General features: G+C 60.9%; 14 protein-coding genes. 2 read left to right on the forward strand and 12 right to left on the reverse strand.

Annotated features, from left to right (window positions below):
• Positions 1-122: 122 nt before the first annotated feature.
• The 8 genes from ybeD to GJV78_RS01120 form a co-directional block, all read right to left on the reverse strand.
• The gene (gene ybeD, locus GJV78_RS01085; protein ID WP_155106579.1) at positions 123-386 is read right to left on the reverse strand and encodes a DUF493 family protein YbeD; all 264 of its coding nucleotides are present in this window, start codon (positions 384-386) and stop codon (positions 123-125) included.
• Between the two features lie 106 nt (positions 387-492).
• Entirely contained in the window at positions 493-1,704 is a 1,212-nt protein-coding gene (gene dacA / locus GJV78_RS01090; protein WP_155106580.1) for a D-alanyl-D-alanine carboxypeptidase DacA, read from the reverse strand.
• 237 nt (positions 1,705-1,941) lie between these two features.
• Positions 1,942-3,024 (reverse strand): endolytic peptidoglycan transglycosylase RlpA, encoded by a 1,083-nt coding sequence (gene rlpA / locus GJV78_RS01095; protein ID WP_155106581.1) that lies wholly within the window; start codon positions 3,022-3,024, stop codon positions 1,942-1,944.
• Positions 3,025-3,034: 10 nt separating this feature from the next.
• A complete protein-coding gene (gene mrdB, locus GJV78_RS01100) occupies positions 3,035-4,147 on the reverse strand; it encodes a peptidoglycan glycosyltransferase MrdB (RefSeq protein ID WP_155106582.1) in 1,113 nt (370 codons plus the stop codon).
• 2 nt (positions 4,148-4,149) lie between these two features.
• Positions 4,150-6,051: a peptidoglycan DD-transpeptidase MrdA gene (gene mrdA, locus GJV78_RS01105; protein ID WP_155106583.1), complete on the reverse strand. Its 1,902-nt coding sequence runs from the start codon at positions 6,049-6,051 to the stop codon at positions 4,150-4,152.
• 30 nt (positions 6,052-6,081) lie between these two features.
• Complete coding sequence (gene rlmH, locus GJV78_RS01110; protein ID WP_167519301.1) at positions 6,082-6,549, reverse strand: 23S rRNA (pseudouridine(1915)-N(3))-methyltransferase RlmH; 468 nt, start codon at positions 6,547-6,549, stop codon at positions 6,082-6,084.
• Between the two features lie 3 nt (positions 6,550-6,552).
• Complete coding sequence (gene rsfS, locus GJV78_RS01115; protein ID WP_155106584.1) at positions 6,553-6,870, reverse strand: ribosome silencing factor; 318 nt, start codon at positions 6,868-6,870, stop codon at positions 6,553-6,555.
• A gap of 249 nt (positions 6,871-7,119) precedes the next feature.
• Complete coding sequence (locus tag GJV78_RS01120) at positions 7,120-7,728, reverse strand: adenosylcobalamin/alpha-ribazole phosphatase (protein ID WP_155106585.1); 609 nt, start codon at positions 7,726-7,728, stop codon at positions 7,120-7,122.
• A 94-nt stretch (positions 7,729-7,822) separates the two neighbouring features.
• Between GJV78_RS01120 and cobD the strand changes: the two genes are divergently transcribed.
• Positions 7,823-8,917, forward strand: coding sequence for a threonine-phosphate decarboxylase CobD (cobD, locus tag GJV78_RS01125; protein ID WP_155106586.1), 1,095 nt, complete (start codon positions 7,823-7,825; stop codon positions 8,915-8,917).
• Here the strand turns inward: cobD and nadD are convergent.
• The 4 genes from nadD to leuS are packed head-to-tail and all read right to left on the reverse strand — an operon-like array spanning position 8,892 to position 13,762.
• Entirely contained in the window at positions 8,892-9,542 is a 651-nt protein-coding gene (gene nadD / locus GJV78_RS01130) for a nicotinate-nucleotide adenylyltransferase (RefSeq protein WP_155106587.1), read from the reverse strand. The two genes, cobD and nadD, sit on opposite strands and share 26 nt — an antisense overlap.
• Positions 9,535-10,566 (reverse strand): DNA polymerase III subunit delta, encoded by a 1,032-nt coding sequence (gene holA, locus GJV78_RS01135; protein ID WP_155106588.1) that lies wholly within the window; start codon positions 10,564-10,566, stop codon positions 9,535-9,537. Before holA ends, nadD begins: the two co-directional genes overlap by 8 nt.
• A complete protein-coding gene (gene lptE / locus GJV78_RS01140) occupies positions 10,566-11,165 on the reverse strand; it encodes an LPS assembly lipoprotein LptE (RefSeq protein ID WP_167519302.1) in 600 nt (199 codons plus the stop codon). Before lptE ends, holA begins: the two co-directional genes overlap by 1 nt.
• Positions 11,166-11,179: 14 nt before the next feature.
• Positions 11,180-13,762 carry a leucine--tRNA ligase gene (gene leuS, locus GJV78_RS01145; RefSeq protein WP_155106589.1) on the reverse strand — a complete coding sequence of 861 codons (2,583 nt, stop codon included), beginning with the start codon at positions 13,760-13,762 and terminating at the stop codon, positions 11,180-11,182.
• A gap of 223 nt (positions 13,763-13,985) precedes the next feature.
• Here leuS and GJV78_RS01150 point away from each other — a divergent pair, with 223 nt between their 5' ends.
• Positions 13,986-14,468: a zinc ribbon-containing protein gene (locus GJV78_RS01150; protein ID WP_155106590.1), complete on the forward strand. Its 483-nt coding sequence runs from the start codon at positions 13,986-13,988 to the stop codon at positions 14,466-14,468.

Here is a 14,468-nt window from a genome sequence, read left to right on the forward strand (position 1 = left end):
GCCGTTCAGGGGCGTTGTCGCGTTGCTCGCTGCGCATCTGGAATAATCAGACCTACGGTTCGCACCATGTCCCGGATCTGAGCGACCGCCAGCGACGCTCACGAACGATTAAGGGAGCCGGCCTACAGAACCATGCGGACGATTTCGATATTGCCAAGCTCTTCGTACAGCGTTTCAACCTGCTCAATATGGGTCGCGTTGATGGTGATAGAGACCGAGTGGTAGTTGCCTTTGCTGCTTGGCTTCACCGTCGGAGAGTAGTCGCCAGGCGCATGGCGCTGTACCACTTCAACCACCCGATCAACCAGCTCGGGCATCGCCTGCCCCATTACCTTGTAAGTAAAAGGAGTAGGGAATTCAAGCAGTTCGTTAAGTTTGGTTTTCATGTCAGCTCCGGCGTTACGTCAAAAAACAATAACTCCCACAGCGGGTGGGAGTTATCAGGATACACAGTATATGGGGTTGGAAACCGCGCTTTCAAGCGCGCGTTTTTTAACCAAACCAGCGGTGGAACATTAGCTTAATGTAATCAATCATTTTGCCAAAGAAGTTGCCTTCCGGGATCTCCTGCAGCACCACCAGCGGGTGTCGATCGATAACCTTGCCATCCAGCTGGAATTCAATGGTGCCGACCTGCTGATTTTTCTGCAGCGGCGCGTGCAGCTCGGTGGTGGTGAGAGCATAGCTGGCCTTCAGATCCTTCATCCGCCCGCGGGGAATCGTCAGATAAACGTCTTTATCGACACCCAGCGAGGCGCGATCGGTATCGCCAAACCAGGCGGGTTCAGAGGCAAACTCTTTACCTGCCTTCAGCGGATTGACGGTCTCAAAGAAGCGGAAACCCCAGGTCAACAGCTTTTTGCTTTCGGTTTCCCGGCCCTTGAAGGTGCGACCCCCCATTACCGCAGAGATCAGGCGCATCTGCCCTTCAGTGGCGGAGGCCACCAGGTTATAGCCCGCCTTGCTGGTGTGGCCGGTCTTGATGCCGTCAACGTTCAGGCTATTGTCCCACAGCAGGCCATTGCGGTTCAGCTGACGGATGCCGTTAAAGGTGAACTCTTTTTCTTTATAGATAGCGTATTCGTTGGGCACATCGCGGATCAGCGCCTGGCCGATGAGCGCCATATCGCGCGCGGAGCTGTACTGGCCGTCTGCGTCAAGGCCGTGAACGGTCTGGAAGTGGGTGTTCTTCAGCCCCAGCGCGTTCACGTAGCGGTTCATCAGGCCAACAAACGCATCCTGGCTACCGGCGGCGTAGTCGGCCATGGCGACGCAGGCGTCGTTACCGGACTGCAGATTGATGCCGCGAATAAGCTGCGAAACGGGAACCTGCATTCCGGGCTTGAGGAACATCAGCGAGGAGCCTTTGAACACCGGGTTGCCGGTGGCCCAGGCGTCGTTGCCGATAGTGACCAGATCGCTCTCTTTAAACTTGCCCGCCTTCATCGCCTGGCCGATGACGTAGCTGGTCATCATTTTAGTCAGGCTGGCCGGGTCGCGGCGGGCGTCAGCGTTCTGTTCTGCCAGCACTTTACCGGAGTTATAGTCGATTAGAATCCAGGATTCCGCATCGATTTGCGGTGCACCTGGGATCATGGTCTTGATATTCAGGTCATCGGCATGCGCGCCAGAGGCTAAGGCGGCGCAAAGCGACGCGGCGAGCGCCATGCGCTGCATGAAACGAGCGGAGAAAGTGATCTTCATAGTCTGTACTACGACATCCGTGATGGAATTAAAAAGTGCTTTACTATAGCAAATGCATAATCTGCAAGCATCTGACTTTCCGCATGACTTTGTTAATATCATTTACGGAAACTGACAAACCTGCAGGTTATACCGCGTTCGGCGGGCGCGCCATTTTTGTATCCGGCTTCCGGCCGCGCTTTTTAAAGCCGGTCCGGGGCCGGTAAAACGTTGTCCGCGCCGTCGAAGGGTGGCTTGTTACTGAGCGCCGGTAATAAACGACGGCAGCTGTGCATCATCCTGCAGACGCTGCTGCAGCGCGGCGGCTTCGCTTCGTCCGCTGAACGGCCCGAGCTGGATGCGCCAGACGGCACCGTTCTGCACCACACGGCCCGGCACGCCGAACCGCTGGCTCAGCTGCTGCTGGTACTGTCGGGCGCGTTCGCTGTCGCTGACCGCCCCGACCTGTACCATAAAGCGGCCATCGGCAGGCGCTACGGTGGCGCTCACCGGCTGTTCCGCCGGTGCGGATGTCGCCGGCTGCGGCGGCGTGGGTTCGCTGCCTTCCAGCACGCCCGGCGCTAAGGTCGTCGGCGCGCCGAGAAAACCGCCGCCGTTGACCGGTGCCCCGGGGGCGTCACCGCCGCTCAGCGTGGCGTTATTAATGGCCATGACCTCGCCGCCCTGGGGCTGAACCGGAGCGGCAGGCGAGAAAGCTCCCTCTGTACCGCCGCTCAGATCCGGACGCGGGGGCAGGGCGTAGGTCTGTTTAGCCACCGTGGTGCAGGCCATCCCCGGCCCGGAGAGGGAACCGTCCTGGGCGACGATAATGGGATCGATGCGTACTTTTGTATTGTTGGAGGTATTCAGCCGGTCGGCCGCCGCGCGGGAGAGCGAAATCACCCGACCGTTGCCGTACGGGCCGCGATCGTTAATGCGCACCACGATCATCCGGCCGTTGGCCAGGTTGGTGATGCGCGCATAGCTGGGAATGGGCAGGGTTGGATGCGCCGCGGTCAGCTGCATCGGATCGAACGGCTCGCCGGAAGCGGTCAGGTTGCTGCCCGGCTCGGCGTCATAAATCGCCGCCAGCCCGGACTGGCTAAAGCGGGAAGGGTCCTGCACGATCGAGAAGCGTTGACCGTCGCGCTGATAATCCTGATTCACCGTCGGACTGAGCGGTTCAAAGCGGGGTTCCGCGCCGCTAATTTCAACGACCGGACCGCTGCATACCGTCGGCTGCGGCGCGATGACAGCCTGCTGCTGTCCGCTATCGTTCGTACATGCGGCGAGCAGCATAATTCCTGCCGCGACGCAGACTCCAGGCAACTGCTTACGCATTGCGCACTCCTTATACGCTTTTCGACAACATTTTTCGGTGGGTATGGATCGACATTACTATGCCAAATCCGGCCATCAGCACGATCAGCGCGGAGCCTCCGTAGCTGACCAGCGGCAGCGGGACGCCCACCACGGGCAGAATACCGCTTACCATACCAATATTTACGAAGACATAAACGAATAATATTAGCATTAGCCCGCCGGCCATAACCCTGCCGAAGGTGGTTTGCGCCCGGGCGGCGATCCACAGGCCGCGCATAATCAGCAGAATGTACAGCGCCAGCAGGATCAGTATTCCCACCAGGCCCAGCTCCTCCGCCAGCACCGCGAAGATAAAGTCGGTATGGCGTTCGGGCAGAAACTCCAGCTGCGACTGGGTGCCGTGCAGCCAGCCCTTGCCGCGCAGGCCGCCGGAGCCGATGGCGATTTTAGACTGAATAATATGGTAGCCCGCCCCGAGCGGATCGCTCTCCGGATCGAGCAGCATCATGACGCGCTGCCGCTGGTAGTCGTGCATCAGAAAGAACCACAGGATCGGAATAAAGGCCGCCAGCAGCAGGACGGCGATGCCGATCAGACGCCAGCTCAGGCCGGAGAGGAACAGCACGAACAGGCCGGAGAGCGCCACCAGGATTGAGGTGCCGAGGTCCGGCTGCGCCGCCACCAGCAGCGTCGGCATAAAGATCAGCACCAGCGCGATAGCGGTGTTTTTTAGCGACGGCGGGCAGACGTCGCGGTTAATAAAGCGCGCCACCATCAGCGGGACGGCGATTTTGGCGATTTCCGAAGGCTGAAAGCGTACGATGCCGAGATCCAGCCAGCGCTGAGCGCCCTTAGAGATGGCACCGAAGGCGTCGACGGCCACCAGCAGGATGATACAGATTATATAGAGCCAGGGGGCCCAGCCTTCGTACACCCGCGGCGGGATCTGCGCCATGATCGCCATTACCACCAGTCCCATGGCGATCTGACCGATTTTACGCTCCGTCATGCCGATATCCTGGCCGCTGGCGCTCCAGATCACCAGCGCGCTATAGGCCAGCAGCACCAGCAGGATCAGCAGCATGGTGGGGTCGATATGAATTTTGTCCCAGAACGTTTTTTTGTTCGGATTATCCGTCATGGCTATTGGTCCTCCGCTGCGGCTACCGCCGGATTTTCAGCAGGCAGCGTGGTGTTGTTATCGCCCAGCATGATGTGATCGAGGATCTGGCGCATCAGGGTGCCGACCGCCGGTCCGGCACCGCCGTTTTCGAGGATCATGGCCACCGCAACCTGGGGGTTGTTATAGGGGGCGAAGGCCGTCATCAGCTTGTGATCGCGCAGCCTTTCGGCAATTTTATGCGCGTTATAGGTTTCGTTGGCCTTCAGGCCGAAGACCTGGGCCGTCCCGGATTTGGCGGCGATTTTATAAGGGGCGCTGGCGAAATATTTATGCGCCGTACCGTTGCCGCGGTTGGCCACGCCGTACATACCGTCCTTTGCCAGCTCCCAGAAGCCTGAGTGGACGTCGCCCACCGGCGGCTCGTGCGGCTGCACCCACGGCACCTTCCTGCCGTTCTCGGCGGTGCTCATCAGTAGATGCGGCACCTTCACCACCCCGTCGTTAATCAGGATCATCAGCGCCTTGTTCATCTGAATCGGCGTGGCGGTCCAGTAGCCCTGGCCGATGCCTACCGGAATGGTGTCGCCCTGATACCAGGGTTTTTTAAAGCGCTTCTGCTTCCACTCGCGGGTGGGCATATTGCCGGAGCGCTCCTCCGCGAGGTCGATGCCGGTATAGTGGCCGTAGCCGAACTTGCCCATCCATTCGGAGAGGCGATCGATGCCCATATCATAGGCGACCTGATAGAAAAAGGTGTCCGCCGACTCTTCCAGCGATTTGGTGACGTTGAGATGCCCGTGGCCCCATTTTTTCCAGTCGCGGTAACGTTTTTCCGAGCCGGGCAGTTGCCACCAGCCGGGATCGAAGAGGCTGGTGTTGCGGGTGATCACCCCGGCGCTGAGCGCCGAAACCGCCACGTAGGGTTTCACCGTCGAGGCGGGGGGATAGACGCCCTGCGTGGCGCGGTTGACCAGCGGGGTATTGAGATCGTTGAGCAGGGCGGAGTAGTCCTTACTGGAGATGCCGTTGACGAACAGGTTTGGATCGTAGCTCGGCATGGAGACCAGCGCCAGCACGCCCCCGGTGCGCGGGTCGGTTACCACCACGGCGGCGCGGCTGCCCGCCAGCAGGGTTTCAATATATTGCTGAAGCTTGAGATCCAGCGTCAGCCAGATATCGTGCCCGGCCTGGGGCGGCACTTCCTTAAGCTGGCGGATCACCCGGCCGCGGTTGTTGACCTCCACCTCTTCGTAGCCGGTCTGGCCGTGCAGCACCTCTTCGTAATAGCGCTCAATGCCCAGTTTGCCGATGTCGTGAGTCGCGGCATAGTTGGCCAGCTTGCCCTCTCTGTCGAGGCGCTCCACGTCCTTATCGTTAATCTTCGACACGTAGCCAATAACGTGGGTCAGGGCGGAGCCGTAGGGGTAGTAGCGGCGCTTGTAGCCTTTAACCTCGACCCCCGGAAAGCGGTACTGGTTAACGGCAAAGCGCGCGACCTGCACTTCGGTCAGGTTGGTTTTTACCGGAATGGAGACGAAGCGGTGCGAGCGCGAGCGCTCTTTTTTGAAGGCGGCGATGTCGTCGTCGGTCAGATCCACCACGCCGCGCAGGGCTTCCAGGGTCTGCTGCACGTTATCGACCTTCTCCGGCATCATCTCGATCTGGTAGATGGTGCGGTTCAACGCCAGCGGAATACCGTTGCGGTCATAGATGATCCCGCGGCTGGGGGGGATCGGAACCAGCTTGATCCGGTTTTCGTTTGAGCGGGTCTGGTAGTCGTTATAGCGGATGATTTGCAGATTATACAGATTGGCGATCAGCACGCCGGTGAGTAGCAAAATACCCAAAAAGGCGATCAGCGCCCGGCGCACGAACAGCGCGGACTCAGCCGTATAGTCGCGAAAAGAATTCTGTATTTTCATCCGCTGCGTAATCTATTCAAGGCTCAACCTTCACTCACGGTGATAAGGATGGTTAGTGGTAATGCTCCACGCCCGGTACAGGCTCTCCGCCACCAGCACCCGCACCAGCGGGTGTGGCAGCGTCAGCGCAGAGAGGGACCAGCTCTGCTCCGCTGCCGCTTTGCAGGCGGGAGCAAGCCCTTCCGGCCCGCCAATCAGCAGGCTGACGTCACGGCCGTCCTGCTTCCAGCGCTCCAGCTCGTTCGCCAGCTGCGGTGTATCCCACGGCTTGCCGGGGATATCGAGGGTGACGATACGGTTTTTGCCCGCAGCCGCCAGCATCAGCTCGCCCTCTTTCTCAAGGATCCGCTTAATGTCGGCATTTTTGCCGCGTTTGCCCGCCGGAATTTCAATAAGCTCAAAGGGTAGATCTTTGGGAAAGCACCGCAGATATTCGCTAAATCCGCTCTGCACCCAGTCGGGCATTTTGGTGCCAACGGCGACAAGCTGAAGCTTCACGCATTAACTCCAGAGTTTTTCCAGCTCATACAGGCGGCGACTCTCTTCCTGCATGACGTGGACGATCACGTCGCCGAGGTCAACGACGATCCAGTCGGCGACGCTCTCGCCCTCAACGCCCAGCGGTAACATACCCGCCGCACGGGACTCCTGAACGACGTGGTCGGCGATTGACATAACGTGACGGCTGGAGGTGCCGGTGCAGATGATCATGCAGTCGGTGATGCTGGATTTACCCTGAACGTCTAAGGCGATAATGTCCTGACCTTTAAGGTCGTCAATTTTGTCGATAACAAAATCCTGGAGTGCTTTACCCTGCAAGTGTCCCCCTGGGCGCATGAAAAAATGGAAACGGTTCGCCAGTATACCTGAACCTGTGGCGATATCGGATCCGAATCGCCGAATCGGCTGGCGAGTGCGGGCTATCGTTCTCTCTCGCATAATGGCTCGTCTCGCCATGCTGAAAAAAACGTCCGCGAAGCGTCGGCGAAAAAAAGCCCGGCTGCGGAGAATAACAGCCTGTCAGGGGGTGTCAATGTCCGAAACGCCTCTGCGGAAAAAAAACAGATTTTATTCGTCCGGCTGCCAGACCGCGCGGCTGTTCAGCACTTTCAGGGTGGCGAAGCCTTCGCAAAAATCCAGCGCGCTCCAGCATCCCTGCTCCACGCGAAAGCGCCACATTGCCTCCGCGGGCATACCCAGCAGCCGGGCGATGAGCAGGCTCAGTACCCCCTGATGGCTGACCACCAGCAGGTTCTCCTCCTGCCGCCCGGCGAGCTGCCCGATAAAGCGCTCGACGCGCCGGGCAAAGGCGCTGAAGCCCTCCCCGTTGGTTGGGGCGGCGTTCTGCCAGTCGGCGCACCAGGCGGCATAGTTTTCCGCATCCTCCAGGCGGAGATCGCGGTGGTGGCGCATCTCCCAGTCGCCAAAAAACATCTCATTCAGCTCCGGCAGGATCTGCCGGGGCACCTCGCGCGCCTGCAGCACAAGGCGCGCGGTATGGCGGGCGCGCTCCAGCTCGCTGCAGAGCAGGCGATCGAACGGCGCGTTGCGCAGTAGCCCGTGCAGAGCCTGCGCCTGGGCGATGCCTTTCGCCGTCAGCGGCGTCGGGGCGTGGCCGCTGTACAGCCCGGCAACGTTGGCTTCAGTTTCCCCGTGGCGAACTAACCAGAGTCGCATTTTTCCCCCGGAAGCGGACGCGCAAAACATGACGTTTGTCCTGTTTGCCGGCCCTTTTTTCTTTAAAATAGCCGCTTTTACCCGGAGCGGCACGATGTCTTTATTTAAAAGCGCCCACGGCGGCAATACGCGGGAGGCCGCGGCGCTGGCAGGTGTTACGCCTGAACAACTGCTGGATTTTAGCGCGAATATTAATCCTCTGGGGATGCCCGATGCGCTGAAATGTGCCATCGTCAACAGTTTGTCGCACGCCGAGCGCTATCCCGACGTTGACTACCTGCGCCTGCACCAGGCGCTGGCCGCGCATCACGGGATACCGGCGGAGTGGATTCTGGCCGCCAACGGCGAGACGGAGGCCATTTTTACCCTCGCCTGCGGGCTGAAGCCGCGGCGGGCGATGATCGTCACCCCCGGCTTCGCGGAGTATCGCCGGGCGCTGCGCTGGGGCGAATGTGAAATCGAAGCCTTTCCGCTGCGGGAGGCGGATGGCTGGCAGCTTACCGATGCCATTCTGCCGGCGCTGACGCCGGCGCTGGACTGCCTGTTCCTCTGTACCCCGAATAACCCGACGGGGCTGCTGCCGGAGCGGGAACTGCTGCTGGCCATCGCCCGGCGCTGCGGGGCGCTGGGGATCGCGCTGATTGTTGATGAAGCGTTTCTCGACTTTATTCCTGACGAGCCGGGGTTGATCCCGATGCTGCAGGCGTATCCCCACGTCTGGGTGCTGCGCTCGCTGACCAAGTTCTACGCGATACCTGGGCTGCGGCTGGGCTACCTGGTGAACAGCGATCCCCGGGCGGTGGCCGCCATAAAGGCCCGGCAGATGCCCTGGTCGATTAACGCCTTTGCGGCGCTGGCCGGCGAAATGATTCTGGAGGAGCGGGATTATCAGCAGGCGACCTGGCGCTGGCTGGCGGAAGAGGGCGCGCGCTTTTATCAACGGCTGAGCGGGCTGGCCGGGCTGACGGTTTATCCAGGGCGGGCCAACTATCTTCTGCTGCGCTGCGAAAAGAGGGGGCAGGAACTCCAGCAGGCCCTGCTGGCACAGCGCATTCTCATCCGCAGCTGCGCTAACTATCCGGGGCTGGACGCCCGCTACTACCGGGTGGCGATACGAAGCCGGGCGGAAAACGAACGCCTGCTGGCGGCGCTGGGCGCGGCGCTCAGCGGTACAGCCCCTGCTGATTGATATAATCGAGCACCGCGTCCGGCAGCAGGTCGTCGCACGGTTCGCCGTTTTCCAGTCGTTCGCGGATCAGGCTGGCGGAGATAGCGAACCACGGGGTTTCGGCCAGATAGATTTTGCCCGCCGGCAGATGGTGCAGTGCCTCCGGCGTGTGGGTCAGGTGGCGCTCCAGCCACCGCTGGTGCCGAGCTTGCGCCATCTTCAGCGGATAGCCCGGACGGCGGCAGACGATCAGGTGCGTGTTGTCGAGAATGGTCTCGTAGTCGTGCCAGTCGGGAAAGGTGAGCAGGGAGTCCTGGCCGATGATAAACGCCAGCGGCGCGTCCGGCCCCTGCTCCTCGCGCCATGCCTTCAGCGTACTGGCGGTGTAGGAGGGGGCGTCGCGTCGCAGCTCGCGTTCATCGAGGGTGAACAGCGGCCTGTCGGCGATGGCCAGCTCAAGCATCGCCTTCCGCTGGGCGCTGCTGGCCTCCGGCTGCGGGCGGTGGGGGGGGACGTTGTTAGGCATAATGATGACCTTTGCCAGGCCAATCAGATTCGCCAGCGCTTCAACGGGTTTCAGATGGCCGTAATGTACCGGATCGAAGGTGCCGCCAAACAGCGCCTGCAGCGTTTTTACCTCAGCCATCGATAAAGACATCCGCCAGCGCTTTATGACACAGCAGAAGGGATAGCCCCTCCAGCTCGGCCCATACCGACTGACCATAATCCTGTTTAAGCGTAATTTCCGTTCGCGTCAGCAGGTGGACGGCCTGGCGAAGCTGCGTCAGATCGAGCCGGTTCAGCGCCTCGCCGGTCAGCGCCCGACGATTTTGCCAGACCCGATGGCGGTCAAACAGCGTGCGCAGCGGCGTATGGACCGACTGCCGCTTCAGGTTCACCAGCAGCAGCAGCTCGCGCTGCAGCGTGCGCAGCAGGATAGGCGGCTCGCAGCCCTCAAGGCGCAGCTGCTGCAGAATATGCAGCGCGCGTTTGCTTTTGCCCGCCAGCAGCGCGTCCACCCAGTGAAAGGGGGAAAAGTGCGCCGCGTCGTTAACCGCCTGCTCCACCCTGGGCAGGGTCAGCTTGCCGTCGGGCCAGAGCAGCGACAGCCGCTCCAGCGCCTGGGCCAGGGCTAACAGATTGCCCTCATAGCAGTAGCACAGCAGCTGGCTGGCGGCGTCGTCCAGCTGCAGGTTGTTCTGTTTCGCCCGGGCGGCAAGCCAGCGCGGCAGCTGCGCCTGCTCCGGCGTCTGGCAGCTGACCTGCACGCTCCGGCTGGCCAGCGAGGTAAACCACCCGGCGTTCTCCTGCGCCTTGCTGAGCCGGTTGCCGCGCACGATCAGCAGCAGATCGTCATGCAGCAGGCCGGTCAGAACGCCGAGTTGTTCATTCAGCGCCGCGTTGGGGCCGTTCTCCGGCAGCAGCAGCAGCAGGGTCTGGCGGCTGGCGAACAGGCTCATCGCCTGGCACAGTGAGAAGAGCGCGTGCCAGTCGGTGCCGGCGTCGAGGGCGAAGGTGTGATGCTCTGTGAAGCCCTGTTCCACCGCGGCCTGGCGAATGGCCTCCTGGCTCTCCTGCAGCAGGAGCGGATCGTTGCCGAGCAGCAGATACGCCGCGCGCAGCCCTTCGGTGAGCTGCGCGCGGAGCTGTTCAGGGTACAGCCGAATCATCACTCTTCCAGCGTGGTGGAGACGCGCGCGGGCGAAGTCGTCGGCGTTGCGCTCTTCGCGACAGGCTCTTGCGCTGGGGCCTCTTCCGCGGCGGAGTGCGCCTCGGCGACGCGAACGCTGGGCAGCCTGCGGATCAGCTGCTCGGCGGCCTTGTCGTACATCTCCTGGATAATCAGGCTCTGCTCGTTGTCCTTCGCCAGCGCCACCTGCGGGTTATCGAAGAATGAGCGGTACACCTTGGCGTTGATAGGATAGATATCACGGCCGGGGATCAGCACGGAGGCGCTGACGTACATCACCATCTGATACTCCGCCGTCTGACCGTCCTGGAAGACGGAGGCCGTATCCTGACCGATGCTGACGCTCCCCAGCCGCAGCGACGGTACGTCCTGGCGCAGGGTGTCTTTGTCGAGCAGCTCGATGTTGTTCAGACGCAGCTGATTACGCACCGCGCGACTGAGCGGACCGTTCGGATCGCCGGAGTCGAGGATCATCGTTTTCATGGTGGTCGGAACCTGGGTGGTGCTTCGCAGGTGCCAGCCACACCCGGCGGTGGTTAACACCGCCAGGGATAACAGTAAAGTTGCCAGATATCGCACGCTTCCTCCTGCGCTTAGCCAACGACCAGATTGAGGAGTTTGCCCGGCACGTAAATCACTTTACGGACGGTAACGCCATTAAGATATTTTGCCACCAGGTGCTCCTGAGCGGCGCGTTCGCGCACCTGTTGTTCGGTGGCGTTCACCGGAACGGTGATTTTGCCGCGCACTTTGCCGTTCACCTGCACCACCACCAGCGTGCTGTTTTCCACCATAGCGGCTTCGTCGGCAACCGGCCACGGCGCGTTGTCGATGTCGCCTTCGCCCTTCAGCTCCTGCCACAGGGCAAAGCTGGCGTGGGGGGTGAACGGGTTAAGCATACGCACGACCGCCAGCAGCGCTTCACGCATCAGCGCGCGATCCTGCTCGCTCTCCTGCGGCGCTTTCGCCAGCTTGTTCATCAGCTCCATAATCGCCGCAATCGCGGTATTGAAGGTCTGGCGGCGGCCGATATCGTCGGTGACTTTGGCGATAGTCTTGTGCACGTCGCGGCGCAGCGCCTGCTGATCGTCATTTAAGGCGTCAACGTTCAGCGCAACCGCGTCGCCCAGGGAAACGTGCTCGTAAACCAGCTTCCAGACGCGCTTCAGGAAGCGGTTGGCCCCCTCCACGCCGGACTCCTGCCACTCAAGGGTCATATCCGCCGGGGAGGCGAACATCATAAACAGGCGCACGGTGTCCGCGCCGTAGCGCTCGACCATCTCCTGCGGGTCGATGCCGTTGTTTTTCGACTTCGACATTTTGCTCATGCCGGTGTAAACCAGCTCGTGCCCCGCGGCGTCCTTCGCTTTGACGATGCGCCCCTTCTCGTCGCGCTCAACGATGGCCTCTTTCGGCGAAACCCAGTTACGCTCGCCGTTGCTGCCGACGTAGTAGAAAGCGTCCGCCAGCACCATCCCCTGGCACAGCAGTTGCTTCGCCGGCTCATCGGAGGTGACCATGCCCGCATCGCGCATCAGCTTGTGGAAGAAGCGGAAGTAGAGCAGGTGCATGATGGCGTGTTCGATACCGCCGATGTAAATATCCACCGGCAGCCAGTAGTTGGCGGCGTCAGAATCGAGCATCCCCTTGTCGTACTGCGGGCAGGTGTAGCGCGCGTAGTACCAGGAGGACTCCATAAAGGTGTCGAAGGTGTCGGTTTCGCGCAGCGCCGGCTGGCCGTTGACGGTGGTCTTCGCCCACTCGGGGTCGGCCTTAATTGGGCTGGTGATGCCGTCCATTACCACGTCTTCCGGCAGGATCACCGGCAGCTGGTCTTCCGGCGTCGGCAGCACGGTGCCATCTTCCAGGGTGACCATCGGGATCGGCGCGCCCCAGTAGCGCTGGCGGGAAACGCCCCAGTCGCGCAGGCGGTAGTTGACCTTCCGCTTGCCGACGCCCAGCGAGGCCAGCTTATCGGCGATGGCGTTGAAGCCCTCTTCAAAGCTCAGGCCGCTGAATTCGCCGGAGTTAAACAGGGTGCCTTTCTCGGTCAGCGCCTGGGTGGAGAGATCGGGTTCAGAACCGTCCGCTGCCAGGATAACGGGCTTGATGTTCAGACCATACTTGCTGGCGAACTCGTAGTCGCGCTGGTCGTGTCCCGGAACGGCCATCACCGCGCCGGTGCCGTACTCCATCAGCACGAAGTTTGCCGCCCAGATGGGGATCGCTTCGCCGGTCAGCGGGTGGATGGCCTTAAAGCCGGTGTCGACGCCTTTTTTCTCCATGGTCGCCATCTCGGCTTCGGCCACCTTAGTGTTGCGGCACTCGTCGATAAAGGCCGCCAGCTCAGGGTTCGACGCCGCCGCTTTCGCACTCAGCGGGTGGCCGGCGGCCACCGCCAGGTAAGTGCAGCCCATAAAGGTGTCCGGGCGGGTGGTGTAGACGGTCAGGGTGTCGTCGTTATCCTTGACGTCAAAGGTGATGTCCACCCCTTCAGAGCGGCCGATCCAGTTGCGCTGCATCGTCTTCACGGTGTCAGGCCAGTGGTCCAGCTTGTCCAGATCGTTCAGCAGCTCGTCGGCGTAGGCGGTAATTTTGATAAACCACTGGGGGATCGCTTTACGCTCGACTTTGGTATCGCAGCGCCAGCAGCAGCCGTCGATGACCTGCTCGTTCGCCAGCACGGTCTGGTCGTTCGGGCACCAGTTCACCGCCGAGGTTTTCTTATAGACCAGCCCTTTTTTGTACAGCTCGGTGAAGAACTTTTGCTCCCAGCGGTAGTATTCCGGGGTGCAGGTCGCCAGCTCGCGGCTCCAGTCATAGCCGAAGCCCAGCATTTTGAGCTGGTTTTTCATGTAGGCGATGTTGTCGTACGTCCAGGGAGCCGGCGCGGTGTTGTTTTTCACCGCCGCGCCTTCCGCGGGCAGGCCGAACGCATCCCAGCCGATGGGCTGCAGAACGTTTTTGCCGAGCATACGCTGGTAGCGCGCAATAACATCGCCAATAGTGTAGTTACGCACGTGGCCCATGTGTAGTCGACCGGAAGGATAGGGAAGCATAGACAGGCAGTAATACTTCTCTTTACTCTCGTCTTCGGTTACTTCGAACGTGCGCTTCTCATCCCAGTGACGCTGTACTTTGGATTCTATCTCTTCCGGGCGGTATTGCTCTTGCATGGCAGCCAGTGGTCCTGTTTTCAATACGGCTACAAACGTAGCTTCGGGGTGGTGTTTCAGATCCGCATAGCATAGCCCAAACGCCCGCTTCAAAACAGCCTTTCGCGCATTCTGCGGTGAATTCCCGCGCCGGGCGTTCCGGCCGGAAATCCTCTGATTGCACCAGGCGCGGCGGAAATAACGTCTATCATTATAGTGGGTTAACGAGCCGGGAGAGGTGGCGATGAATAAGGTTGCGCAATATTACCGTGAGCTGGTGGCGTCTTTAAGCGAGCGGCTACGCAATGGCGAACGCGATATCGACGCGCTGGTGGCGCAGGCGCGCCAGCGGGTAATACAGGCGGGAGAGCTTACGCGAACCGAAGTGGACGAGCTGACGCGCGCCGTCAGGCGCGATCTGGAAGAGTTCGCCATGAGCTATGAGGAGAGCCGGGAAGAGGAAAACGACAGCGTGTTTATGCGGGTGATTAAAGAGAGCCTGTGGCAGGAGCTGGCGGACATCACCGACAAAACGCAGCTTGAGTGGCGAGAGGTGTTCCAGGATCTGAACCATCACGGAGTCTATCAGAGCGGCGAGGTGGTCGGGCTGGGGAACCTGGTGTGCGAAAAGTGCCATTATCACCTGGCGGTCTACACGCCGGACGTGCTGCCGCTGTGCCCGAAGTGCGGGCATGACCATTTCCAGCGTCGGCCGTTCGAGCCATAG

This window comes from Intestinirhabdus alba, assembly GCF_009711095.1.
Classification (GTDB): Bacteria; Pseudomonadota; Gammaproteobacteria; order Enterobacterales; family Enterobacteriaceae; genus Intestinirhabdus; species Intestinirhabdus alba.

Coding starts and splice junctions, on each gene's coding strand:
- ybeD (WP_155106579.1), bottom strand. CDS start 386: ATGAAAACCAAACTTAACGAACTGCTTGAATTCCCTACTCCTTTTACT.
- dacA (WP_155106580.1), bottom strand. CDS start 1,704: ATGAAGATCACTTTCTCCGCTCGTTTCATGCAGCGCATGGCGCTCGCC.
- rlpA (WP_155106581.1), bottom strand. CDS start 3,024: ATGCGTAAGCAGTTGCCTGGAGTCTGCGTCGCGGCAGGAATTATGCTG.
- mrdB (WP_155106582.1), bottom strand. CDS start 4,147: ATGACGGATAATCCGAACAAAAAAACGTTCTGGGACAAAATTCATATC.
- mrdA (WP_155106583.1), bottom strand. CDS start 6,051: ATGAAAATACAGAATTCTTTTCGCGACTATACGGCTGAGTCCGCGCTG.
- GJV78_RS01120 (WP_155106585.1), bottom strand. CDS start 7,728: ATGCGACTCTGGTTAGTTCGCCACGGGGAAACTGAAGCCAACGTTGCC.
- cobD (WP_155106586.1), top strand. CDS start 7,823: ATGTCTTTATTTAAAAGCGCCCACGGCGGCAATACGCGGGAGGCCGCG.
- nadD (WP_155106587.1), bottom strand. CDS start 9,542: ATGGCTGAGGTAAAAACGCTGCAGGCGCTGTTTGGCGGCACCTTCGAT.
- holA (WP_155106588.1), bottom strand. CDS start 10,566: ATGATTCGGCTGTACCCTGAACAGCTCCGCGCGCAGCTCACCGAAGGG.
- leuS (WP_155106589.1), bottom strand. CDS start 13,762: ATGCAAGAGCAATACCGCCCGGAAGAGATAGAATCCAAAGTACAGCGT.
- GJV78_RS01150 (WP_155106590.1), top strand. CDS start 13,986: ATGAATAAGGTTGCGCAATATTACCGTGAGCTGGTGGCGTCTTTAAGC.